We start from the raw sequence: 21,119 nt of genomic DNA on the forward strand, positions 1-21,119 counted from the left end.
GTGAAGTAGAACGGAATATAGACAGTATGATTACTACAAAGCTATCAGAGATTTCTTATTGGAAATATGCTTCTGATGAATTTTATACTCATCTTCCTTACTTTCATGAGATAAATAAATTTAAAAAGGGTAGAATTTTAAAAAATATAACGGAAAGCGAAAGATTTAGTAAAAGAATGATTCATTCTTTCGGATTTAATGAATTAGATCAACTAATTATTATGCAATATCCACAAATTGATAATAATATAAAACTAGGTACAGGAACTCAAATATATACTATAAATTCAGATAAAAGTGTGAATACGTATGTAACGAGGTGGTATCCGGAGAATAATTTCCCTACGAAATTATCAGGTATTAGTGTATTTAAACCTATAGATGAACATAATTGGATAGATGTAGGAATAGGTGGAAAAAAAGATTGGTCAGCAATGAACTATATTTATAATGACTCTAATAGAATGGAAAAGGTAGTTGCTTGTAATTCTGATGTAGAGACACCATTATGTTATGATTTTATCTACGATAATGAAGAGAAATTAGAAAAAATCATGATTGATGAAGTTGTGTGGTGGAAAAGAAAAAAGTAATATCAAAAAGTTTAAGATTATAATCTTTGGAGATGAATGCTGATACGTAAAAGTATGAATATTATGGCAAAGTAAATCAAATCAGATAAGACATAAGTTTCTTTCAAGTATGACCCGCTAGGTAGAGAAATAGAGAAGAGTTCTGACGAAAAAACGATGAGATTTGTAGGATGGAAATAGAATTCTACATGAGTATGTCTCGCGGGATAATTCAGATAAATTCGAAAATATAATGATTAGTAATTATCTCGGATCGCCTAGTGAAGCTTATGATGAATAGCTCTGATTTATACTATATCGAGGACCCTGCATTGAATTAATGTCATAAGAACGAAGATAAATCAGATAAAATCATGTAGGGAAGGAAAGAAAAGAAAATGAATAAATTCGATGATACACAGTTGTATGTGTTACTAAATGAATCAAATTACGAGAAAATTAATGCGTTTTTACAAAAATATGGTTTAGATAGTGTGGATAGGGACGGTCGTACGTTTCTGATGACCGCAATCGTTGAAGGAAAGGATGATATTGTTAATTATCTTGTGAATATTGGATGTAATGTTAATATTAAAGATGCATCGGGCTTAACCGCACTGCATTTTGCAGCTATTTATGACAGATATAATATTGTTAAGGTTCTTATAATTCGTGGTGCTGAAATTGATGCAATAGATAATTTAGGCAATACACCCTTATGGAGAGCGATCATGGAAAATAGTAATGAAACATCAACAATAAGATATCTATTAGAGAATGGAGCAGATCCTAAAAAGGCAAACAATCGTGGGATAGCACCAAAGGATTTACTCGAATAGTGCGATCTACAACTAATTCTATATTATTTTCTTGATAATAATGTATTTTATTAAGATTCAAAAACATATGTAAAGAAGACGTATAAGCACTTTCTTTACATATGTTTTTTGTATTTGACGAAAGACTTATCAGCATGACGGTCTACGGAAAATCCAGATGGAATTAAAGTTGGGAAACAAAAACGACAAAAAAATTAGGGAAGTGTACAAGGTGATAAAAAAAGAATACGATTTGCTGCGTAAAATTTTTGAAAAATATTTCGACTCATACGAAGATATGCTTTACCAAATAAAAGACATAGTAAATGAAACAGTTATTTGGAGTGATTCGTTTTTGGAATTTTTCCCATACCAAAATGCACTGAATCAATTAAAGGAACCGAAAATCTATAAAGCTGAGCCCAAATCTAACGAGGGGGTTATAGTAAATAAGTTAAAAGATGGTGAACTGTACTATTCATATGATAGTGAAAATAAGGGATGGAGCAGCGTTTTTGTAATAAAAGAAGATGGAATGAAATTGTATCTTAGGTATCTAAATAACGATAATGATGAAATAGTTTTAGAACAAGTATATTGTGTAGTTTTTAAAGAGACTGCGATTGAAAAAGTAATATTCTATTTAAAGGACGTTGACTTGGATGGAGACGAAGAATTGAACGAAGAAACATTTTTGGTGGATAAATATTCTTATAATAGCAATGAGACAATTGATACAATTATTAGAAATGGTTTCTATCATGAAAATAAAAATATTATACCAACTACCACATTTCGATTTGAGTATGTTAACGAAGATATATTCATATACACAAAACAATTGAAACTAAATCAAATGGATGTCGAAAAGTTAAGGTGGAAGATCAAAAAATCCAAAATCCAGTAGAATATAATCCAAGTGAACATGGAAAGAATCCCTAACAAACTGCATAAAGATATTACTGAAAGAGAAAATAATGCTGGTTAATCTATATATGGTATTGGAAACTAAATCACATGTAAGGAGCTTAAAAACTGAATTTTATAAAGGAAGGAAATCATTTCTATGAATGAAATAAAACTAGAGGTTCAGGGATATTATGAAATTTTAAACTTACATAAAGCTTTACTTGAGGCAAAATTTCATAAGAGTCCAGATAATTTCGATGTTGCGGGTAGTCCCATTATTGCAAAAATCTGCAACAATATTGTAGATATGTTAACAGAATACGAAATCGAAGAAAAAGGTAAAGATACATGGAGTGAATGGCGGAAGATTGAAAATCATAATTTTTTTAAAGAAAGAGCAGTAGAAAATGCTCAAGATGGGGCATGGGAGAAGTTGAGTTATGAAGAAAAAGAGTTGTTAACAAAAAATATTTTTAGTCCATTTTCTTTTACGGAAAAAGATGTAATAGATTTTATAAAAACGGTTGAGGGAAAATTTAACATAGAATAAAAAGAGTAGCTAATTACAAAAGATGTAGAAACCTAAACGAGCACATGTAAATTTAATAAGGCTACCTGGAAAATCTAGTAAAGCAAGTAGTAATTTTCATAGACAATTGTCTCAGGCTTTCAAGAACTCCAAAAGGGAAGTTAGAAAAATAATTGCAGAATATCATAAAAATCATATAAAAGTGAGTTGTAAATAATAATGGGGATAATGAGTAAGGTTCATGTTTGGATAGGAATTAGCAACGTAGATAACGATACCTTTAATGAATACTTTGAAATCGATTATAGTGATCCAAACATGGATATCGATGATCCAAAATATAAGATATGTGAATTTTGTAAGGATATTAATGAAAAAGTGTATGACGAGGATTGGATTGGTGTCTACTGGCAAGATAAATTAACAGACGTGGATGAATTTATTGAAGAACTATCAGTAGAGGATGAGTCGATGGTTGAAATAAAAAACATCTGTATTCAAAAAGGATTAGACAAAGTAAACACAATGTTTTATTATTTCGATTCAGAAATCGAAATTACAGATGCTAGCAAGCTTTATAACGGTCTGCATTATATCGGATTATTCGAAACCGATTTTTAGTGCAAACGTAAAAATAACAATGTACATTTTTGCTAGTATAAGTATGTACACTTTCGCTGATTAACTACTTTTCTATACAAATGCGTGAATAATTACAACTTGACACGGACCTCTACTCAATAGCCTAGAACCCAGCTATATCAAGAGCTGGCTAACCGGTCAAGGCTATCATGCTCGCCACTTCCTGTAAAGTTATAATACAAAGGAAATCAAAAATGTACTTGGTTAAAAAAGCATTTTTGTACATATTTATTTAAACGTTTATATTTTAGTGCAGTAAGCATATCAAAAGAGTAATAGAACCTTAGGTGATAGGTGGTTTTTCTGCTCTTTTTTGCTATAAATGGAGCTGTTTTCACATTGCTATGGATCATCCTGCTGCTCCAAGGCCAATAGAAATTTTGAAACAATACGATATTGATTTCAACAGTGAGATAATGGAATTTATCTACGACATATGACTCGAATAGTTCTCAACCTGGGGTATAACAGGTAGAAAGAAAGAATAGAAGACAAGAAATATTGAAAGATATCAAAGAAGGTAAGGTTGCACAAAAATTAAGAAAGGAAAATAGGATTACAAAAAATATGTCGATAAAAAAATCATTAATTGAACTAGTATCTGTTTGGGAAAGTACAAACGATCCTATTGAGATTGCCAAATCTGCTTATATTGTTTATTTAGAATATAATCGACACTTACCAAATGAAATTGAAGGCATTATTAAAGACATAATGATTATGGAAGCCGACGAGTGTATGATTATGGGAGTTGATGAAATCAATTATCTTATAAAAAAATTACAAAATTTTGCTGAATCGTTAAATATCATGGTGTTTGTTGCTCATATTTGAATCGCTATAAAACATACAACGAATGTCTGCGAGTTGAGCAAATGGATTTCTAAGCAATACCACTATGCTATGAAAGATATAATAAATAGGGAAAGAAAAATCTTAGAACTGGCAAAACCAGACTACATTGTGAAGGATGAGTATGAGATGAGTTATTTCAGATTGTTAGCTTCTTACAAAAGAGATGTATATTTCTTTTATTCTAATGAGAATAAATATAATAGATTTGATTTAGATAAAGGAACACCTTATTCTCAGAGTGAAAAACTTTTATACGTGGTAGATAGGTTCGATTCTTATATGGAACAGTATGATATTTTACCAACAGTCGGTGGTAAACTAGTAAGTTTAAAGCTAAAAACACTAATAGAAGGATTAGGTTCAGATTGCGAGTTCATTCCTGCAATAATAAAATCTACAGAAACGGGAGAAATAAACAATTCTTACTTTGTAATGAATGTTTTAAATCTGATTCCTTGTTTAGATCATAATAGATCAGACTATGAACCACTAATTAAATCCATACCTGATGGGCCAATTAGTTTAAATATTATTGCTTTTATTCAAGAATCCCTTAATGGATATCATGTCGTAAGAATGAAAGAATCAAAAGAAGAGATAGTTGTAGATGAAGTTTTCGTGGATGCTTGCAGAAAAGAGAAAATTCAAGGCGTTCTGTTAGTTAAAGAAGGAAATGTACGTAGTCCGGAATTTGTTGATTTAAAATAAAATAATTCTGAATGGAAGTAGAAACTTAGTGATAATAAAACAGACATCGTAGTACTCGCTGGATGATATGTGATAACATTTGTCTGTATATCTCTATGATAATTAAGAATTTCTCACTTGCAAAAAACATTTAAGGAGTAGCATAAATCCGCAGTATCTGGATTTATTGCTACTCTTTTTTTAAACTAAATTTATTTACCTTTTGGATAAAGTTTAACTATTGTTATGACGTATTCAGAAGTGATTCGAGGAAACAATTGGAAAAGTAGGGGGATTGGGATAAAATAATAGCAAAGCAAGCACAAGAGTTGTTAGATGTAACGTTTGATGCAGCTAAGTACCTAGGGGAAGCACGAGATAAGTTTTACAAAGAATTCAATAATACATATATGATAAATACAAGTAAATTTGAGATTAAAGGAGCAAGTATGAAGATAATAGAGATTATTAAAAAAATTGAACAGGATAGTAATTGTAGACTTGTGAAAAGGATCACAAATTTCACAAGTGATTTAGTTCTTCCAAAAGATTTGCATTTTTTTTAGCAATTATGACTCCTTACTAATGTTTTTAGATAAGCCTTATGGAATAAAAATAGTTTCTTCAAATGAGTTTATTCCGACTAGTAAAAGGCTTTACCCAGAGGATGATGTTATTTGGGAGGAACTAGAAGATGATATTAGTAATGACTGGTATCTTATTGCTGAATCTGAACAAATAAACCAATACATTAGTATTGACATGAGCAAGTCTCATTTCGGTTATTGCTATGATAGTTTCTTGGAAACCCATGCAACACCAGGGGATAGTCAGATTATTGCTAAAAGCTTTACGGAACTGTTAGAGCATTTATACTCTAGTAAAGGTGAAAATTGGTTTTGGTTGGCTGAAAATTACGAATCGTATGGGGATGCTTATGATGGTACCAATTAGACAAATAGGGGAAGACGATTGGATTGAAAACCTAACATCCTTTCTTGAGGATTATGATGTAGAAGTGATTTCATTAGAATGTGAAAAAATTTTTCAAAAGACAGAGCAATATCTAGATTGGATAATTCCCTCACAAACGAAAGACTATTTCATAAATTTTGGTGGTATTGAAAGTTCTGATTTCATGTACAACCTTAAGAAAATTGATGAGTGGGAAGTATTGACAAATTCTATTTGGGAATTTGTATCATTACACTTTCAACAGGAAGAAACAGATAAATATATTGTTTTTTCTGAAAGCCCTAGCAATGATCCTATTTGTTTTAAAAGAGACACTGGAGAGGTTTATTTGTTTTCTCATGATCCCATTAATGGGGCTAAAGTATATAAAGATTTCAATGACTATTTATTAAATGAGATAATTGAAATCCAGAAATTGTACACAGAAGTTACTTTTGATAGTTCTAAGGAAGAAATAGGGTATAAAGCAAATCTGCTGGATGGCGAAGGTATTGATTTTGATTTCCGTTATTTAAAACTTTAAGTATAAATAATAACAGGGATGATTTATTTAAGCGACGTAGAAAGAACTTTAAAAGCAAAAGACCGATAAATGATCCAGAAGGTGGAGATCATCATTTAGAGATCATATGTAAAAGGTAGTGAAAAACTATGGATTTAAGGGAAAAGCTACAAAGACATTTAACAAAAAATAAATATGAAAAATTCCCCGGCATTAAATTCGAAAAAATATTATTATCTAATGAATATACTGAAAATGAAGACAGGGAAACAGAGTACGTATATAAAACATATAGTATACCAAATGAGCGAATAGATAATAGATGTGATAAAGAACATCAGATAGCATGGATTAAAGAAAGAGTAACGCCATACTTGGAAAAAGGTCATGATGTAATTTTAATAGATAACGGATTTGGTGTTCAAGTAACAATTCTAGATACTGAAGAAATGCTTGATTTTTATTTAAATTCTAAATCACATATAGGACTCTCTATAATTAATAGAAGTTTGAAAAAGTTTTTAAACATACAGAAAGAGGAATATGATTTCCTTTTTTTTATCAGAGATATTTAATTATTGAAAGTGGGTTGTAATAAAATGTACATGTCTAAAGTTCATATATGGGTTGGTATTAACCATGATGAATCAAATGTTTTTGAAAAATACTTTGAACTGGATTATAGCGATCCGGATATAGATATCGATGACCCTGAATATAATGTATGTCAATTTTGTAAAGATATTGGTGAAAGGTGGTATGACGAGGATTTAATAGGTGTTTTTAGAACAGAAGAGTTGAGAAATATAAAAGAGTTTTTGGGGGAGTTATCAGTTTCATCAGAAATAGGTATTGAAATACAGCATACTAGTAAAGACAAAGGTTTTGAAAGTATAAATTCAATGTTCTATTATATGGATCCAGAGTTAGTAATATCAGATGAAACTAAACTGTATAATAAACTTACTTATATAGGTGTTTTTGATACTGATTTATAACGGAATTCTATTATAGAGAGGGTTGTTATTCAGTAACAATTTTACTGAGCTCTTGGTATAAGAGTGTTTATCGAGAGCGCTGTACTTCTTGATGATGTTCAACATAGGATAATAGAAATCATTTGAGTCTCAAAGAAATAACAGAAGTACCTATAACCCAAACATAACGGTGGAACTTACTGCAGTAATCTACATAAGAAACTACTTTCAAGACCTTTTAATAGATCAGGTCTTCCAAAAATCATAATGCCATCGAAGGGGACAGCAAAATAATCTGATATTGTATGTATAAAAGGATTAATAGTAACTAAGGAGATTAAAATGAAAGTAAATGAAATTATACAAACTAATTGGAAAAATAATCAGCTTCCAGGAATAGATGGCATAATTTATTTATCAGGTAAAGTTATTATTATGGATTCTTATGAAGTAATGGACGGTAATGCTACAAATTACTTTATAAATCCCCTATGTGAAACCTCTTTAGAAAGTATCATGTCTTTTAATGAGGACATCTGGTGTGAGATTGAGAAACATCCACAAATTCAACATAATGATAGAATATTTATTTGTGGTGAAGGTGGTATGGGCAATGAAGGGTTTATTGCTAATGTTGACATGAACAATAATTTGATATGGGCATTCTTTTCAACGGCTTCCAATCCATTTTATAAATTGGAATTAGAAGATAACTTATTGAAAGCACATTCAACCGCTGATTTAATCTATGTGATAAATATTAACAAACCAGAGGAAATGACTATAAAACTAAGTAGTTAATTAGGTAAATCAATATAAAATTTCAAAACATATGTAAAGAAGATACCAAAATCCTTTCTTTACATATGTTTTTTTGTGAAAAATTAATTATTTTATAGATATCTTGGATGAAATTCATAAAGGTACTTTAAGAAGGCAAAAAATAGATTTTGATATGCTATTGTAGATTATAAAGTAATTTTCTCATTGCAAAATGACATCAAAAGGAGTGGAAGAATGCGTACTAATAAATATTGGAAGTATTTTGATCGAGCAATGAAGGAGTACAAAAAAAGAGTAATTTCAGATGAAGAGGTAAAAGAAATACTAGATGAACGAATGAAGGAAGTAAAGGACTTAATTCAAAAAAATGAACGAAATCACTTAGCTGATAGCTTAGGCTTATTAATTGGTGTTCACCTAGAAATGAACGCAAAAAATAGAATACTAAATGGAGAACCGTCAGCATGGATTTTAATAGAGCAACAACTTCTTTGGTTGAATCAAATGATCAAAAGTAATCCAAGTGAAAGAAATGTATCGGACAGGGAAATAGGAGGGCTCATCGGGCTTTCTTTATTATGGGGCTATGAAGATATTGCAGAGCTAACATACAAATATGCAACGAATATGTTTACAAAAGATCGAGATTTTTATTCTGAGAATAAGACTCACCATGTTTTCATGACATGCTTATATCATTATTGGCAAACTGGGGAAATGCCTGAATTGTTTAATATTTTACCGGATGATCATGTCTACCAAAGATTAATGCACAGTTGGAACGATACAAATAATTTTGGAGAGCATCTTTATGAACTATGTGATTTCCACATTTATAGTCTAAGCGACACGCCTCATAAATTAAGTGAAATTTTATCGTTTGACTGTATTCCTTATGATTATTATTGTATTCAATTAATAAGAGAAAAAGAGGGACTATACACGCCTAATATAGAGCATCCGTTGCTTCAAACACCTCTTGCTGAAATTCCAAAGGATAAACCTGGATACAAATTTGATGAGGATAAGATATTGCAATTCGTAATTCAAAATGAAAAAGTACCTGATTTGCAACGTATTATACGTTAAATCAAATGTAAGCAAGGGGTGAGTAAGTGGATTTTAAGGACAAAATAGAGCTCTTCAAATTCAAAAAGAAATACGAAAATTTCCCTGGAATTAAATCATTTAGAATGGTTTCAAAAGGGGAACTAACGAAAAATGAAACGGATGTAATCGATGCTATAAGAAAGATTGATAGTAAATGTGATGATAGAATTCCGATTGATTCTAATAGATGTAATATGATCGATTGGATAAAAGAAAAGATACTACCTTATTTGAATTATAATACTGAGTTCATTATTGGTGGTAATGGAGGTTTAGCAGTTTTCTTTGAAAGTATTGAAATGTTTTTGCAACATTATTTAAAAGAAAGCCAATCTCTAGATATTATGATACTGAATAGGGATTTTAAAAAATGGATTGTGATATTTGAAGAAGAGTATTTTCTAGAATTGTTTATTAAAGATATTTAGATTGAATGACAAAGAAAATAGAGTAAGCGTATGAATGCAATGTTGATAAATTTGCAAAAGCTTTCATGTGATATGCAAGAACAAATTTTTCAGAGGTTTCAATACAAGAAGAACACTCAAATAAATATAGTAAATGGTGTAAAAGAATTTGTAGAGGATAGGTATTGTGAGGAAATTCCCTTATTTTAAATATTTGTTGCCTATAGCTTCTGAAAAACCCCTCAATGAATTAGCGAAGAGTATTTCAAATAAAATACCTTTTGGTGGTTTAGAAGATTATTTATATGAAGAAGTCCCAGCAGTTTATATAAATTCGAATATTTTAGGATTTGAGTTAATTTTACAAGGATATGGAGGAGAATAACTAGTTGGTACGGATTGTTCCTTTTGAGACAATAAGAATGGAATGGTACGACAGTTAGAACTTAGCAACTGTTAACGTAAGACAGAAAAGTAGTTGGTGCTGTGCAACTACAGAAAATTGAAATCACAAAACGGATAAGAGTATTAAAACAAGCTACTAAGGTGATTGAAATGGAAAAAGTAATTTCATATGATAAGTTAAATTTAGATATTGAGTTAATCGAAGAAATCAAAGGTGGCAATAGGGAGTTTGAGATTTATTTCTCTAATCGTATAAATAACAAATTTAAATTACAATTTAACGATGTATTGGATATAAGATATTCTATTGAAAATGGTTTCATTGATAGAGTCTCTAATATGCCAGTAGATATCCTTAAAAATAATAGAATGTTTGTGCTAACAGACTCAAGTTATTTTAATAACTTTACACTCCAAATTTCTGGAACAATTCCAACAGACAAAATAAAACATTACCTGTTATTTGATAGAGTTGATACTGGAGTAGAATTGCTTACAACAAATGAGCCGATATTAAAGAAGTTATAATAATTTAAGGTACTTTACGCAATTACTAACGAGAAAAATGCTATAGCTCGGTCGGAAATTTTTAAATTCAAATACTTTTTCTTTAGAATCATAAAAACAGCCAGTCAACGGTCATGGCGATTTCTGGCAGTTTTTTAGATGGTTAAGAGGCAGCCTCTTAGTTCGTTTTATCGAAGAATTCACCGAATTGCAGTCAATCCTCACCTAAGCTATGCATTTTTAGATTCCTTTTTAATACCTAAATAAGTGAATGACCTCCAAACATATTCTAATGGCCCGAAGCGGAATTTGGATAACCAAAGCTTACTAAAAATCACTTGGAAAACAAAAATGACAATGGCAATGATGATAGCTGTAGTTAAGTGGAGTTTTCCGTATACGCCGAATGCAAATGGTCCAAATAAAAATGTACATATAATAGATTGCCCGATATAGTTTGTGAATGCCATTCTTCCTGGGAACGCTAACCACTGTAAAATTTTCTTCCCTTTCACCGTGTGATAAATAAAGATTAAGCTAATGGCATAAAAGATTGTTAGGAGTGGCGAGCTAATATATTGAACAGTAGAAAAGTTTTCTGAAAGGGAAGGTAATATCCAGCCCAATGTTCCACCAAAAATCAATGTTAGTAACCACGTAATGAAAAATCCTTTTCGATATTCTTCAAAACGATGAAGCCATTTTTTCTTCGCAACAGCTGCTCCAAATAAGAACATTAGTAAGAATGGAAGATTTGAAAATAAAAAAAATATAGGATTGCCTAAAAAAAGAACATACAGCCCATTACGCATTGTATAAAAAGTTCTTTCCATAAGATTAGCATCTAATAATTCTTGAATATCTCCATTTTGGTGGGCATCGATCGTAACTTGCATGAGCTGACGACTTTCCTCTGACATGGACATGGACATTGACATTGGCGTAGTAGAATCAGAAGATATTGCCCCAAACGTAAATGATCCCAAAAGTAAGCTATATAAAGTTAAACTAATAATTAACATAGCTTTTGGTTTTAACTTATGCATGAGAAGGAGTAATAATCCTAAAATTGCATAGTCTGTTAAAATATCTCCAAACCAAATGAAATAGGCGTGGATACAGCCGAAAATAAATAACGTAATAAGTCGTCTAGAATAAATTCCCCAAAAGTTTAATTGCTTTGCGGCAGCCCTTTCCTGCATGATGACCATGCCAAAACCGAACAGCATGGAAAAGAGCATGACAAATTTTCCATCGACAAACATAGTAAGTATAGTTTTAACTGTATAATCGGCACCATTCCAAAAAGAAGTCCATTCATTTTTAAAACTTAAATCTTCCTGCATGTAGGCGGGGTAAAGGAACCAAACAATATTGGCTAATATGATTCCTAATAATGCGAACCCCCTTAATACATCGAGTGTTTCAATCCGCTCTTTGGCAGATATGGGTAAAAGCTTTTGTTTCATATAATCGTCCTTTCAATTGTCATTTTGTCCTTTCAACAAGTGGCCTATAGTTGAAAAAAACTTGTTAATGAAACTTTAAATGATAATTATCAGGATTTTATAAGGAAAACTAAATATCGTGATTTTTTGTGAAATATTTACTGTATAAGAAATTCACTCTTTTTTATGCATGAACTATTAATTATCGGAATTAACAGAGATAAGGAAGTAGGAAAAAGAGTGTATCATAATGAAAAGATATGTTAAGTTAGATATTCCTGGAAGATACATGGAAGATAAATTAATGAAATTTTATGTACGGTAATGATGACTTTATAAGAGGTGAAACTACAATGAAAACTAGATTAGAAGACTGTATTCTTTCGTTAAAATTTATAGAAGCGAAAGCATTAGTGGATGGTTTGAATAAAGATGAATTTGAAGATTATATATTGGAGTTGTGTTATAAATCAGGAAGTATTATATATTATTCTTTTGTTTTAGATTTATTAAAAAGCAGGGAAACAGCTTTCCTTCACTATATAGCTTCAATTATTTTATCTCACCCATTATGTCATTTAGAGGGAGCTTATCAGGGAGCATTTTATCACGCAAAAAAGGCAATCGACTGCGATGAAGATGATATAGAGCTAAAAGAATATTTGTTATTTTTTAACGCTATACCTGATAAATTATTAAGTGATCGAGAGGCTAAAATACTAGCTGAAAAAGTCTTAAAAATAAAACCAGATAGTGAGGTTGCAAAAAAGCACAGATAAGTTTTCGAAAAATCAAATTCTTGTTTATCATATAATCTCCAAATTAGTGAAAATGGAATATAAACCTTCCGCGTTAATTAAAACGTCTGCGCAACAGGAAGAGTGGCAAGATGTACCAATGTTTGCAGCTTGTTCTACCGTAAGTATGCCTTAAAAATTATCAAACATACCTAAAATATGGTAATCTTATATGAGAAGACGATACGTTTTCATCGATGCCAAATGGACGGCATTAGGGGAACAAATTCTTACAAGTTTGCCGTTTCGGTTTAAGAATAAATTGATAGAAAAAAAGGAGAAGATACACGATGGGAATCATGGCCAGTTACTTATCATTAAACGATGCTTTAGCGGATGAAATTTCCCAGTTAGACAATTCTCATATCGTCGAGAAGATTGAGGAGCTTATGGAAAAACAATGCTGTCCCGTATATGAAATGGATAAATTATGGGACGGATTGCATTGTTTGCTAACAGGGATCTCTGCCTCGCAGCCAATCGAGGACCACCCATTAAGCGAGGCCATTGTCGGAGTCCGCGTGCTGGATATTGAAGAATTCGTCAGCGTCATTGGTTCTGATGAGCTACCCCGCATTTTAGAGGCTCTTCATTCTATGGATAGGACCGTCTTGCAGCAACAATTCAAGCCAGCCGATTTTAGAGCGAAACAGATTTATCCGGATATTTGGGCGGACGATGAAGCTGAGGAACTTTTCGCAGAACTTATAGCGGAACTCGATCAGTTAATCCATTTTTATGAACAAAGCCTTGCCCGGGGTCATGACATATTGATCAGCATTTATTAAAACCGCAACAATAATAAACTGTACCCCATCGAGAGACTTTTATAAAGTGTCTACTCGATAGGGCACAGTTTATTCTGACGAGTTTTTTCTTTTACTCTAAAACGCTTAGAAATAGAGTGGCAAAAATTACACCTACATCTACACGGTCAACTCCAACAGTCGCCGACTGACAGCTTTAATCACAACCAACACTTGTTTTTTACATCGAACATCGCTTTTTTCAAGTATTAAGAACATTTTTCAGTTACGCTTCACTATGCCCGTTGACGCTTACACGGATAAGAGGAGCTTGATTGGATTTGATTTATACCTTGGACTACCAAATGAAAAGAGGGTTAGAGCATAGTGCATTTAAAAAACAAAGAACTAATTAAACAGAGATTAGATGGTGCTTGGGTTTACGAGAGAATCGTAAAGATTGAATATAATGTTGAAAAGGATGTTGAAGATAACTATATTGGAACACTGGATCTTACCTTTCATATTACCTTTATAGAAACAAAAGAACCTTTCAAAATAAGGATTAGATATTATCATGTTTACGATTTAACGATAAGAAAAGCAACAACTTTTCCACTGTCTAGGGACTTAATTGTTCATGATATGAAAGAGCAAGGTTTGGTGAGCAGTCAGCGTTATCATGTACATGATGATAGTGGATATGGTGAAAATGATGGATTCGAATTTATTGAGTTTTATTGTACTTCTATGGAAGTCATTTCGGTAGAAGAATTTTATAAGGTTTGAATAGTTACATTGAGTAAAGAAAAAATCATAGTATTAAAAAATAGAGCTCGTTAAATTTTTTCATTGACCAAATACAAACCCTTATTCATAGCGAATAGATACCAAGTGCGAACCCTATCATTTATCATCTAATCGAAAGGAAGATATTAATCAATGTTTGAGGAAAAAATAAGGAAAGTCATAGGTGAACGAGCATTACTTCATGATAATGATCCAAGAATTGAGCAGAAATGGGAAGAACTAATAGCCTTACTAAGTGAAGAAGAAAATTTGACCATGAATTTCTTGCAAGTATGTACAAAAATGGAACTTTTATTTGTAAGTGAGGTTTTCGAAGAAGTTGCTTATAATTTGCAAAGTAAAAAGTATATTGAGTTACTATATTCTTTAGATCAAAGATATCCAGACTTAAATTTAAAAACGCATATACAAATTGCTGAAGAGCATATGGAATAAAAAAGGGGGAGGTGCATTAAGCTATTGCATATTCAAAACTTTCTAATATAAAAAGAGAGGTAATGTAATATGACATATGATGAAGTGGAAGCCGTTTTATCTCAAGTGTTGGATAGAGAATGGGATGACTTAGATCCACCTTCTTTGAATGATTGGGAAAAAACAGAGAGAAAACTTAATTGTAGATTTGGGGATGAGTTTAAATATTTTTTTATCTTAATTTCTAAATATGTATTACCAGGTATTTTAAACGTATCAACAGGAAAAAATAATGGGAATGATTTAATTACGTTTGTGTATGATTATGAGATTAATAATGGCAATTGGAATGCAAATATGATTCCATTCTTCGAGATCGGTAACGGTGATTATTTTTGTATAAATGCAAAATACGGCCCAGCATCCCCTGTATATTACTATTCTAGTGAAGATTTTAATGTTGAGGAATACAATACAAGCTTTGAAGAATGGATCAACAACTTGCCTCAGTTTTTAAATGGATAAATGTTGATTAGCCTTGATAAAAGTTTCAGTGAAGTTTCTTCTTCTGCTAATAATTATTTGTACTACATAAAAGAGACAATCCTCTCCAACATTGAATTAGAATAATCAGTAGCTGATTGAGGAGTAGCTGATTGAGTTAATCTGGTGATAATATTTTCGAAGCATTAGTTTATTGTGCCAAGCCCTGTTAGGAGAAGAAATAGAATCTCTTTCGAATAGAAAGGAATTAAAATGAAAAATCTTAAGAAAGTCGAACTTTCTCAACTAAGTGATATTCAAGTTGATTATTACTTTGGGGTTTCAGAAGAAATAGAAATATTAGTAATAAAGTATTCTGGTAAATACGGGTTCGGATCTGCTGGAAATACTGATGCTATTTATATGAATGTTATGGGAAAGGCAGCGATGGAGGCATGGGATCCTGATGCCATTATTATTGATCTGCAAGATATAAATTATGAATGGGGAGATATGCTAGAATATGTGTTTAATATTAGTGCAGATAAATACCCTAATGAGGCATTACCATTAGCTGTTATCGTTGGGACGGGCTGTGAAAAGGCAGTTAGAACATTATTATTAGGGATTGATAGTAAAGAACCTATAGATAAAATTGGATGGATATTTAAAGATCTCGAGACGGCTTGTAAATATATTAATAAGAAATTCGAGGGTAATTTATAAATGCAAAGCTATCCAGAGTAAGCAAAACTGTGAGAATTTATCCTGTTTTCTGTAAAGGAGTGAGTAGAGTGATTGATAACAATTTACCTATTGTTCCTTGGGTAGGACTTGGAGGGGTTAAGCTTTATAGTCATATAAGCCAGTTCTACGATTTAATTGTTAATATGGATGAGAAGTCAAGATTGTTTACAAAGTTTTTTATTAGATATGAAATTAAAGATTCTGTATACCTTTGGTTCAATTTGATGAATGGGAAGCTCTTTAAAATAACAGCATTGAAAGATTACAAAGGATTATTATTTAACAAGATATATATTGGGATGCATATTGATGAGGTGCACAAAATAGAGCCGAGTTTTCAATATGATGATTTTGAAGAAGTCTATGTTAGTTCAAATGGTATATATATTGAAACTGATCCAATTGAGCATACCGTATTGTGGATATCGGTATTTGTTAAAGAAATAGATAATGATGATTTTGAGAGAGGGAAATGGTAAAGAGTGCTTATGGAGAATTTGTCGGTAAAAACGAGAGACATACTACTACAGGCAGGCTGGAATCCAAATAATAAGATTAACGTAACTAAATCCGTAATGTTTTTGGAAACGATGGGATATCAAGTAAATGATTCTGTGATTGATGTATTAACCGTTTTTGGTGGGATGACATATAAATTTAAACACCCTGACGGAAGTATAGAAACTTTTCATTTTAGCCCAGAAACAGTAGGGGATTATTATGAAAAAGTAGACTTTGAGGAATTTGAGGAGCGGATAAATGAGCCTCTTGTTGTAGTGGGTGAAGCTTATCGTGGTTATTTAATTATGTTTATAGCTCAATCGGGTAAGGTGTTTGGTAAAAATGCAAGCTCATTATATAAATTCGGCGACAACATTTTTGAAGCATTAGATACTCTTTGTTTATTTAAAATACCGGAAGAAATCAATTAAAATAGGTGATATTTACAACTTAGTCTAATCAGGAATGCGGTTTTTACTTCAGATGAAAGTAGTGTATTGGAGATATATGGAATCTTTGCAATCATAAACAATGGTCAAAGGGGTATTAATACAAATGACAAAAGAGTGGTATGAAGAAACAGTAATTCTAAAAAAGATTCCTAATTTCAGTTCAACGAATGTTAACTATATTAAAGGTTTCAATTATTATATAGGATACAATCCATATTATGATGAAGTTTCCTATTTAGAAGTAGTTTTTTTAGTAGAAATGGATAGAAGAAAGTATACGTTGAAGATGAAATTTAATGATGTTTCTTCCCTTGATTTAATAGGATTTGGAAATAGCTACAACCAATTAATGGGCTTTACAATTCATAATTTAAGTAAAAATGGTTTTGAATTAGATAATAAATATTTAGTAGAAGATTATGAAAATAACATCATTAAATTTTACTGTGCTAGTTTTGAAGTGCTGTCTTTAGTTGAAATTTAGGTGGAAACAATATAGAAGGAACTAAAGGAGAAATTAGATGATTAACTATGGAACTCTTTACTTCGATCATTACACAAAATTTTTAGGAAGGCCAATCGATCGGGAGGTGTATAAATATAGTGAAGAAATGCCAAGTATCCAAATTTTGAAGTATGAAAATGTCTTTGAAGAATGCTTGGTTTATACCACACTTGGTTTGAGTAAATATACAGAAGTAGTGGGCGATTATATTGAGATTTCTATGGTAGTTGATGGAGCGTTTAATAGTTCGGGCTTTATTCTTGCAAATACGTTATTTTACTGTGTCCAAAATCAAATGCAGATAGGGAGAGGCATAGCGATCAGTGGAATAGAGAACATTGATGCTGCTTTTGTTCATAAATATAATAAAAGTGCTGTCTATTTTACTGAGCTGTATGCTTTTCCAGAAGAATATAGTACGGCCCTTACAGACTCTTACGAAAGGGATGGAAAACTGCTGCTAGCATTTTTCATTTCAAAGTCCGAATATGATTATTTTGCAAAACATGGGGCAGAGAAATTTGAGGATCTGTTAGAAGAAGGGAACGTGGATCCATTTAACGTTAAAAGAGCTTCGGTGGTTTAATAGGGAGTGTCTGCCTGCTACATAGATTAATAACAAAAGTATATACATAAAAGGTAAATGAATATATGAATCTAAAAGAAGTTGAAAATTTACCGGACAGATTAGCAACAGAAACGATAGCATTGATTTTTCAAAAAACTTTAATTGAATTTGGAGAAGGAAAGATTGTAAAGGGTGAGTTTTTACTTATCATTAGTCAATTAACTGATAGACAAGTTATGACATACGAATTATTAGAAAATAGTATAAGAAATAAATTGGATTTAACGATTTTAAAAATATGGAATACAGATTCTTATGAAGAGGTTGATATCATACTTTCTATAGTTGTAAATCTTGGACTGGTAAAAAGTTTTCAAAAAATAAGAGACTCTATAAATATGAATAAGCGGATAAATCAAATAATACTAGCTGAAATAATAGAGACAGTTGAAGAAGTGGGGGATACTATTTCGAATCCATATTATAGTTTAGGAAAGTTTAAATAGCTTTGTATCTTTAACAAGATACATTCAATCGGGATTCTAAAGAGGAATTATTATGATTAATATGGAACCATTTAGACAGATCTCCTTCAGAGGGAGAGTAGCTTATAGCGTTAGTTGTTTTGAGAATGCACTAATAGCATTAAATTATGATAGTAACGATTGGAAAATAGTTTTAAACTATTTATGGGAATTCACAAGCATACAATATTTAGATAATTGGAATGATGTAGTAGTCGAATTAATTCCAGAAAATTTATTGGAATTTAAAACATACGAAGAAGAAGAGTTTGAGCGTTTAAGTAGAGATGAATTTATAACTTTATATAAATTATATCAAAGTGTTGAGGACTCTATTAATGTGTTACTTCGATATATCTATAATCCTGGAATCAGTCATGTGTACACAATCATTGAAGAATACGGTGAAGGCAGTCTTTTATCCTTGGAAGTACTCATAAATTTTATGATTGAAAATAAATTCCCATTGCCAAACATTGAACCGTTTCTAAAATCTTCTATAGTAGAAAATAGAGGATGGGGGAATAAATTTATTGGTACAGAACTATCAAAAATTCTATAATGTATTAATTTCTATTTATAAATAGTTTAATAATAATTAATTTAGAAGAAAAAAGTTATGAAAAGTAATCCAGCAGATGATTTAGATTATAAGGTGGTGAACAATGTTTCATTTAAATAATATTTCCGATTTAATTAAAAATGTCCTAGCAAGTGAGAAGGAAATCGGTAGTCTAGAAGATAAAATGAACATTAGACTACCTGTTCCGTATAGAAGCTTACTAAAAAACGCTAATGGCTTTTCCATTGCAGGTGGTGTGTTGATTTATGGTACTGAGGATCTTATAGAGAGAAACGAAACCTGGAAAGTAAATGAGTATGCAAAAGGTTACGTTGCTATTGGCGATGATGGTGGCGGCAATGTTTTTTTAATGGAACTAAATGCAAAAGAGAGTAAGATATTCGTCTTGGATTGCGGAGATATGAATCCACAAAATGCAACTATTATTGCCTTAGACTTTAACAGTTGGATTGGTAGCGGTTGTGTTAGTGAGTTAAAGGAGTTAGATGACTCTATTGAAACTTGTAGCATTGTGTTAACAGCTTCACCCATTGGGGGATTAAAAGATTTAGTCAAAATAAAAAATGTTTGTACTTAAAGATATCTACTTTTGATTTACTAAAATGTTCTAAAACACTTCCTTGTGAACTTGTTAATGAATACCCTTACTATCAAGCTATAAGGCAAATTGAATCATTGGGGGAAATTGGATAAGTACTTAAAGTAGTTCCTTTTAAAAAAGATAAAATATAAAAACATTGGCGTATTCCAACTTTATAAGAGTAGAAGGAATACGCTTTTTAATATTTTAAATTTTTGAAATGGAATTTAGTATTGAGGTTGAATATTTGGAAAATTAGTACATTGTGTGAAAATGCTGCGTAATCTATTGTTTATTTGGCGAATTCTAGAAAATATTGTTGATTAATAGTAAAACGATAGTATAATGGAGTTGTAGTTACATTTATGGTTATTAATTCCTTGTAAAAGAATTGGTAAAAGAAAGTTGGAGCTCAATATAATGAGTACCCCGGAAAGTGTAACTATAAAAAACAAATGAAATGAGGAGATTTTATGATTAGTGTGATTCAATATTTAGAGCAAAATCCGTCGATGGTAACTTTGATAAAAGAAAAAAAAGCTTCTCTAGTTGGTATGACTGAGCTTGAGCAGAAGGCAATCATAACATCATTTGATGATGAAGAAACATGTTTAGAAAGCGGCTTTTGGCACTAAACTTTTTAAAAAATAATTGGCTATGGCTTGCTATAAGTACTTATCTCATCTTTGGAAGCTATTTGCTTTATGTTACTTATAGCACGCCTTATTTGGGAATTAAATTGAAAGAAGAGAATGGACAATGGCTAATAATAGAACCATATTTTAAGGAGTGGGCAAATAAGCAAAATATCTCAGCTGGGGATATTATTTTAGAAGTTGATGGTAATAATATTAATGAATTAAATATTATTAAATATGATCCTGTAATTAGGGTAGCTAAAGAGTTAACGTTGGAGAAACAAGAAGATAGACGATTAATTAATATACAAATAAAACCATTTGACATTCCTGAACAACTTTTCTATATATTTTTTTTACCAGCATGTTATTATTTGTTAAGTCTAATTATTTCTCTCTATTTATACAAGAAACAAAAGAACTCGAGTCTAATAAATTTACTTATTCTGTTTATTCTATCAGTATCATTAGCTTATGTTAGTATCGGTGCATCAGGAAGATTAGATAGTGTTGGAACAGTTGTGAATCGAAGTAGTATGCTACTTTGTCTTGTTCTCTTGATTCACTTTTTAAGAAATTATTTTTTATTCTTGAATTTAAAATGGTTATTAATTCACAACATTAAAATACTATATATACTACCTG

At 31.1% G+C, this 21,119-nt stretch carries 30 protein-coding genes and 2 pseudogenes; 31 read left to right on the plus strand and 1 reads right to left on the minus strand.

The annotated features are described in order from the left end of the window. The 16 genes from ACMZ42_RS25765 to ACMZ42_RS25840 form a co-directional block, all read left to right on the plus strand. On the plus strand, positions 1-593 hold a 593-nt coding region (locus tag ACMZ42_RS25765), incomplete at its 5' end, for a hypothetical protein (RefSeq protein WP_415733251.1). A gap of 377 nt (positions 594-970) precedes the next feature. Then, a complete protein-coding gene (locus tag ACMZ42_RS25770) occupies positions 971-1,411 on the plus strand; it encodes an ankyrin repeat domain-containing protein (RefSeq protein WP_415733252.1) in 441 nt (146 codons plus the stop codon). A 169-nt stretch (positions 1,412-1,580) separates the two neighbouring features. Beyond that, positions 1,581-2,297: a hypothetical protein gene (locus ACMZ42_RS25775; protein WP_415733253.1), complete on the plus strand. Its 717-nt coding sequence runs from the start codon at positions 1,581-1,583 to the stop codon at positions 2,295-2,297. Positions 2,298-2,456: 159 nt separating this feature from the next. Beyond that, on the plus strand, positions 2,457-2,849 hold the full coding sequence (locus ACMZ42_RS25780) for a hypothetical protein (protein WP_415733254.1): 393 nt from the start codon (positions 2,457-2,459) through the stop codon (positions 2,847-2,849). Between the two features lie 207 nt (positions 2,850-3,056). Then, positions 3,057-3,449, plus strand: coding sequence for an immunity 22 family protein (locus ACMZ42_RS25785; protein ID WP_415733255.1), 393 nt, complete (start codon positions 3,057-3,059; stop codon positions 3,447-3,449). A 522-nt stretch (positions 3,450-3,971) separates the two neighbouring features. Then, positions 3,972-4,304 (plus strand): hypothetical protein, encoded by a 333-nt coding sequence (locus tag ACMZ42_RS25790; protein ID WP_415733256.1) that lies wholly within the window; start codon positions 3,972-3,974, stop codon positions 4,302-4,304. A gap of 33 nt (positions 4,305-4,337) precedes the next feature. Next, entirely contained in the window at positions 4,338-5,033 is a 696-nt protein-coding gene (locus ACMZ42_RS25795) for an imm11 family protein (protein ID WP_370079791.1), read from the plus strand. Between the two features lie 564 nt (positions 5,034-5,597). Then, positions 5,598-5,966 carry an SMI1/KNR4 family protein gene (locus ACMZ42_RS25800; protein WP_415733257.1) on the plus strand — a complete coding sequence of 123 codons (369 nt, stop codon included), beginning with the start codon at positions 5,598-5,600 and terminating at the stop codon, positions 5,964-5,966. Continuing rightward, entirely contained in the window at positions 5,950-6,510 is a 561-nt protein-coding gene (locus tag ACMZ42_RS25805) for an SMI1/KNR4 family protein (protein ID WP_415733258.1), read from the plus strand. The genes ACMZ42_RS25800 and ACMZ42_RS25805 overlap by 17 nt, the downstream gene beginning before the upstream one ends. Positions 6,511-6,638: 128 nt before the next feature. Then, positions 6,639-7,064, plus strand: a complete 426-nt coding sequence (locus ACMZ42_RS25810; RefSeq protein ID WP_415733259.1) for a hypothetical protein — start codon at positions 6,639-6,641, stop codon at positions 7,062-7,064. A 24-nt stretch (positions 7,065-7,088) separates the two neighbouring features. Continuing rightward, positions 7,089-7,487 (plus strand): immunity 22 family protein, encoded by a 399-nt coding sequence (locus tag ACMZ42_RS25815; protein WP_415733260.1) that lies wholly within the window; start codon positions 7,089-7,091, stop codon positions 7,485-7,487. 321 nt (positions 7,488-7,808) lie between these two features. Further along, complete coding sequence (locus ACMZ42_RS25820) at positions 7,809-8,267, plus strand: hypothetical protein (RefSeq protein ID WP_415733261.1); 459 nt, start codon at positions 7,809-7,811, stop codon at positions 8,265-8,267. 216 nt (positions 8,268-8,483) lie between these two features. Then, the gene (locus ACMZ42_RS25825; RefSeq protein WP_415733262.1) at positions 8,484-9,338 is read left to right on the plus strand and encodes a hypothetical protein; all 855 of its coding nucleotides are present in this window, start codon (positions 8,484-8,486) and stop codon (positions 9,336-9,338) included. Between the two features lie 26 nt (positions 9,339-9,364). Then, positions 9,365-9,787, plus strand: coding sequence for a hypothetical protein (locus ACMZ42_RS25830; RefSeq protein WP_415733263.1), 423 nt, complete (start codon positions 9,365-9,367; stop codon positions 9,785-9,787). Positions 9,788-9,953: 166 nt separating this feature from the next. Then, complete coding sequence (locus ACMZ42_RS25835) at positions 9,954-10,151, plus strand: hypothetical protein (protein WP_415733264.1); 198 nt, start codon at positions 9,954-9,956, stop codon at positions 10,149-10,151. 101 nt (positions 10,152-10,252) lie between these two features. Further along, complete coding sequence (locus ACMZ42_RS25840; RefSeq protein ID WP_415733265.1) at positions 10,253-10,699, plus strand: hypothetical protein; 447 nt, start codon at positions 10,253-10,255, stop codon at positions 10,697-10,699. Between the two features lie 209 nt (positions 10,700-10,908). Here ACMZ42_RS25840 and ACMZ42_RS25845 read toward each other — a convergent pair whose 3' ends face one another. After that, complete coding sequence (locus ACMZ42_RS25845) at positions 10,909-12,147, minus strand: DUF418 domain-containing protein (RefSeq protein WP_415733266.1); 1,239 nt, start codon at positions 12,145-12,147, stop codon at positions 10,909-10,911. Positions 12,148-12,479: 332 nt separating this feature from the next. On the opposite strand from ACMZ42_RS25845, the gene ACMZ42_RS25850 reads away from it, so the two are divergent. The 15 genes and pseudogenes from ACMZ42_RS25850 to ACMZ42_RS25920 form a co-directional block, all read left to right on the plus strand. Then, positions 12,480-12,905 (plus strand): hypothetical protein, encoded by a 426-nt coding sequence (locus ACMZ42_RS25850; RefSeq protein ID WP_415733267.1) that lies wholly within the window; start codon positions 12,480-12,482, stop codon positions 12,903-12,905. Positions 12,906-13,213: 308 nt separating this feature from the next. Further along, on the plus strand, positions 13,214-13,711 hold the full coding sequence (locus ACMZ42_RS25855; protein ID WP_402869840.1) for a YfbM family protein: 498 nt from the start codon (positions 13,214-13,216) through the stop codon (positions 13,709-13,711). Positions 13,712-14,056: 345 nt separating this feature from the next. Then, positions 14,057-14,458 carry a hypothetical protein gene (locus tag ACMZ42_RS25860; protein WP_402869842.1) on the plus strand — a complete coding sequence of 134 codons (402 nt, stop codon included), beginning with the start codon at positions 14,057-14,059 and terminating at the stop codon, positions 14,456-14,458. 153 nt (positions 14,459-14,611) lie between these two features. Then, positions 14,612-14,914 carry a hypothetical protein gene (locus ACMZ42_RS25865; RefSeq protein ID WP_402869844.1) on the plus strand — a complete coding sequence of 101 codons (303 nt, stop codon included), beginning with the start codon at positions 14,612-14,614 and terminating at the stop codon, positions 14,912-14,914. Between the two features lie 69 nt (positions 14,915-14,983). Next, positions 14,984-15,418, plus strand: coding sequence for an SMI1/KNR4 family protein (locus ACMZ42_RS25870; RefSeq protein ID WP_402869846.1), 435 nt, complete (start codon positions 14,984-14,986; stop codon positions 15,416-15,418). A gap of 231 nt (positions 15,419-15,649) precedes the next feature. After that, entirely contained in the window at positions 15,650-16,102 is a 453-nt protein-coding gene (locus ACMZ42_RS25875) for a hypothetical protein (RefSeq protein ID WP_415733268.1), read from the plus strand. A gap of 68 nt (positions 16,103-16,170) precedes the next feature. Then, positions 16,171-16,602, plus strand: a complete 432-nt coding sequence (locus ACMZ42_RS25880; protein WP_415733269.1) for a hypothetical protein — start codon at positions 16,171-16,173, stop codon at positions 16,600-16,602. Between the two features lie 9 nt (positions 16,603-16,611). Beyond that, positions 16,612-17,055, plus strand: a complete 444-nt coding sequence (locus tag ACMZ42_RS25885; RefSeq protein WP_415733270.1) for an SUKH-3 domain-containing protein — start codon at positions 16,612-16,614, stop codon at positions 17,053-17,055. 124 nt (positions 17,056-17,179) lie between these two features. After that, the gene (locus tag ACMZ42_RS25890) at positions 17,180-17,560 is read left to right on the plus strand and encodes a hypothetical protein (protein ID WP_415733271.1); all 381 of its coding nucleotides are present in this window, start codon (positions 17,180-17,182) and stop codon (positions 17,558-17,560) included. A gap of 37 nt (positions 17,561-17,597) precedes the next feature. Continuing rightward, complete coding sequence (locus tag ACMZ42_RS25895) at positions 17,598-18,167, plus strand: suppressor of fused domain protein (RefSeq protein ID WP_402869856.1); 570 nt, start codon at positions 17,598-17,600, stop codon at positions 18,165-18,167. A 65-nt stretch (positions 18,168-18,232) separates the two neighbouring features. Further along, entirely contained in the window at positions 18,233-18,655 is a 423-nt protein-coding gene (locus tag ACMZ42_RS25900) for a hypothetical protein (RefSeq protein WP_415733272.1), read from the plus strand. Positions 18,656-18,707: 52 nt separating this feature from the next. Further along, positions 18,708-19,235 (plus strand): hypothetical protein, encoded by a 528-nt coding sequence (locus ACMZ42_RS25905; protein WP_415733273.1) that lies wholly within the window; start codon positions 18,708-18,710, stop codon positions 19,233-19,235. 103 nt (positions 19,236-19,338) lie between these two features. Next, positions 19,339-19,949 (plus strand): annotated as a pseudogene (locus ACMZ42_RS25910) (SMI1/KNR4 family protein). Positions 19,950-20,309: 360 nt separating this feature from the next. After that, positions 20,310-20,471, plus strand: coding sequence for a competence pheromone ComX (comX, locus tag ACMZ42_RS25915; protein WP_402874713.1), 162 nt, complete (start codon positions 20,310-20,312; stop codon positions 20,469-20,471). Then, a pseudogene (locus ACMZ42_RS25920) lies at positions 20,462-21,119 on the plus strand (histidine kinase); the annotation flags it as partial. The gene comX and the pseudogene ACMZ42_RS25920, both read left to right, overlap by 10 nt.

Source organism: Lysinibacillus sp. NPDC056185 (assembly GCF_047737915.1).
GTDB lineage: Bacteria > Bacillota > Bacilli > Bacillales_A > Planococcaceae > Lysinibacillus.

What these genes read in the sequence shown, in the direction of transcription:
- ACMZ42_RS25850 (WP_415733267.1), top strand. Translation starts at nt 12,480, where the DNA reads ATGAAAACTAGATTAGAAGACTGTATTCTTTCGTTAAAATTTATAGAA.
- ACMZ42_RS25875 (WP_415733268.1), top strand. Translation starts at nt 15,650, where the DNA reads ATGAAAAATCTTAAGAAAGTCGAACTTTCTCAACTAAGTGATATTCAA.
- ACMZ42_RS25805 (WP_415733258.1), top strand. Translation starts at nt 5,950, where the DNA reads ATGATGGTACCAATTAGACAAATAGGGGAAGACGATTGGATTGAAAAC.
- ACMZ42_RS25815 (WP_415733260.1), top strand. Translation starts at nt 7,089, where the DNA reads ATGTACATGTCTAAAGTTCATATATGGGTTGGTATTAACCATGATGAA.
- ACMZ42_RS25770 (WP_415733252.1), top strand. Translation starts at nt 971, where the DNA reads ATGAATAAATTCGATGATACACAGTTGTATGTGTTACTAAATGAATCA.
- comX (WP_402874713.1), top strand. Translation starts at nt 20,310, where the DNA reads ATGATTAGTGTGATTCAATATTTAGAGCAAAATCCGTCGATGGTAACT.
- ACMZ42_RS25845 (WP_415733266.1), bottom strand. Translation starts at nt 12,147, where the DNA reads ATGAAACAAAAGCTTTTACCCATATCTGCCAAAGAGCGGATTGAAACA.
- ACMZ42_RS25800 (WP_415733257.1), top strand. Translation starts at nt 5,598, where the DNA reads ATGTTTTTAGATAAGCCTTATGGAATAAAAATAGTTTCTTCAAATGAG.
- ACMZ42_RS25780 (WP_415733254.1), top strand. Translation starts at nt 2,457, where the DNA reads ATGAATGAAATAAAACTAGAGGTTCAGGGATATTATGAAATTTTAAAC.
- ACMZ42_RS25895 (WP_402869856.1), top strand. Translation starts at nt 17,598, where the DNA reads ATGATTAACTATGGAACTCTTTACTTCGATCATTACACAAAATTTTTA.
- ACMZ42_RS25820 (WP_415733261.1), top strand. Translation starts at nt 7,809, where the DNA reads ATGAAAGTAAATGAAATTATACAAACTAATTGGAAAAATAATCAGCTT.
- ACMZ42_RS25900 (WP_415733272.1), top strand. Translation starts at nt 18,233, where the DNA reads ATGAATCTAAAAGAAGTTGAAAATTTACCGGACAGATTAGCAACAGAA.
- ACMZ42_RS25865 (WP_402869844.1), top strand. Translation starts at nt 14,612, where the DNA reads ATGTTTGAGGAAAAAATAAGGAAAGTCATAGGTGAACGAGCATTACTT.
- ACMZ42_RS25885 (WP_415733270.1), top strand. Translation starts at nt 16,612, where the DNA reads ATGGAGAATTTGTCGGTAAAAACGAGAGACATACTACTACAGGCAGGC.
- ACMZ42_RS25905 (WP_415733273.1), top strand. Translation starts at nt 18,708, where the DNA reads ATGATTAATATGGAACCATTTAGACAGATCTCCTTCAGAGGGAGAGTA.
- ACMZ42_RS25785 (WP_415733255.1), top strand. Translation starts at nt 3,057, where the DNA reads ATGAGTAAGGTTCATGTTTGGATAGGAATTAGCAACGTAGATAACGAT.
- ACMZ42_RS25870 (WP_402869846.1), top strand. Translation starts at nt 14,984, where the DNA reads ATGACATATGATGAAGTGGAAGCCGTTTTATCTCAAGTGTTGGATAGA.
- ACMZ42_RS25810 (WP_415733259.1), top strand. Translation starts at nt 6,639, where the DNA reads ATGGATTTAAGGGAAAAGCTACAAAGACATTTAACAAAAAATAAATAT.
- ACMZ42_RS25825 (WP_415733262.1), top strand. Translation starts at nt 8,484, where the DNA reads ATGCGTACTAATAAATATTGGAAGTATTTTGATCGAGCAATGAAGGAG.
- ACMZ42_RS25855 (WP_402869840.1), top strand. Translation starts at nt 13,214, where the DNA reads ATGGGAATCATGGCCAGTTACTTATCATTAAACGATGCTTTAGCGGAT.
- ACMZ42_RS25890 (WP_415733271.1), top strand. Translation starts at nt 17,180, where the DNA reads ATGACAAAAGAGTGGTATGAAGAAACAGTAATTCTAAAAAAGATTCCT.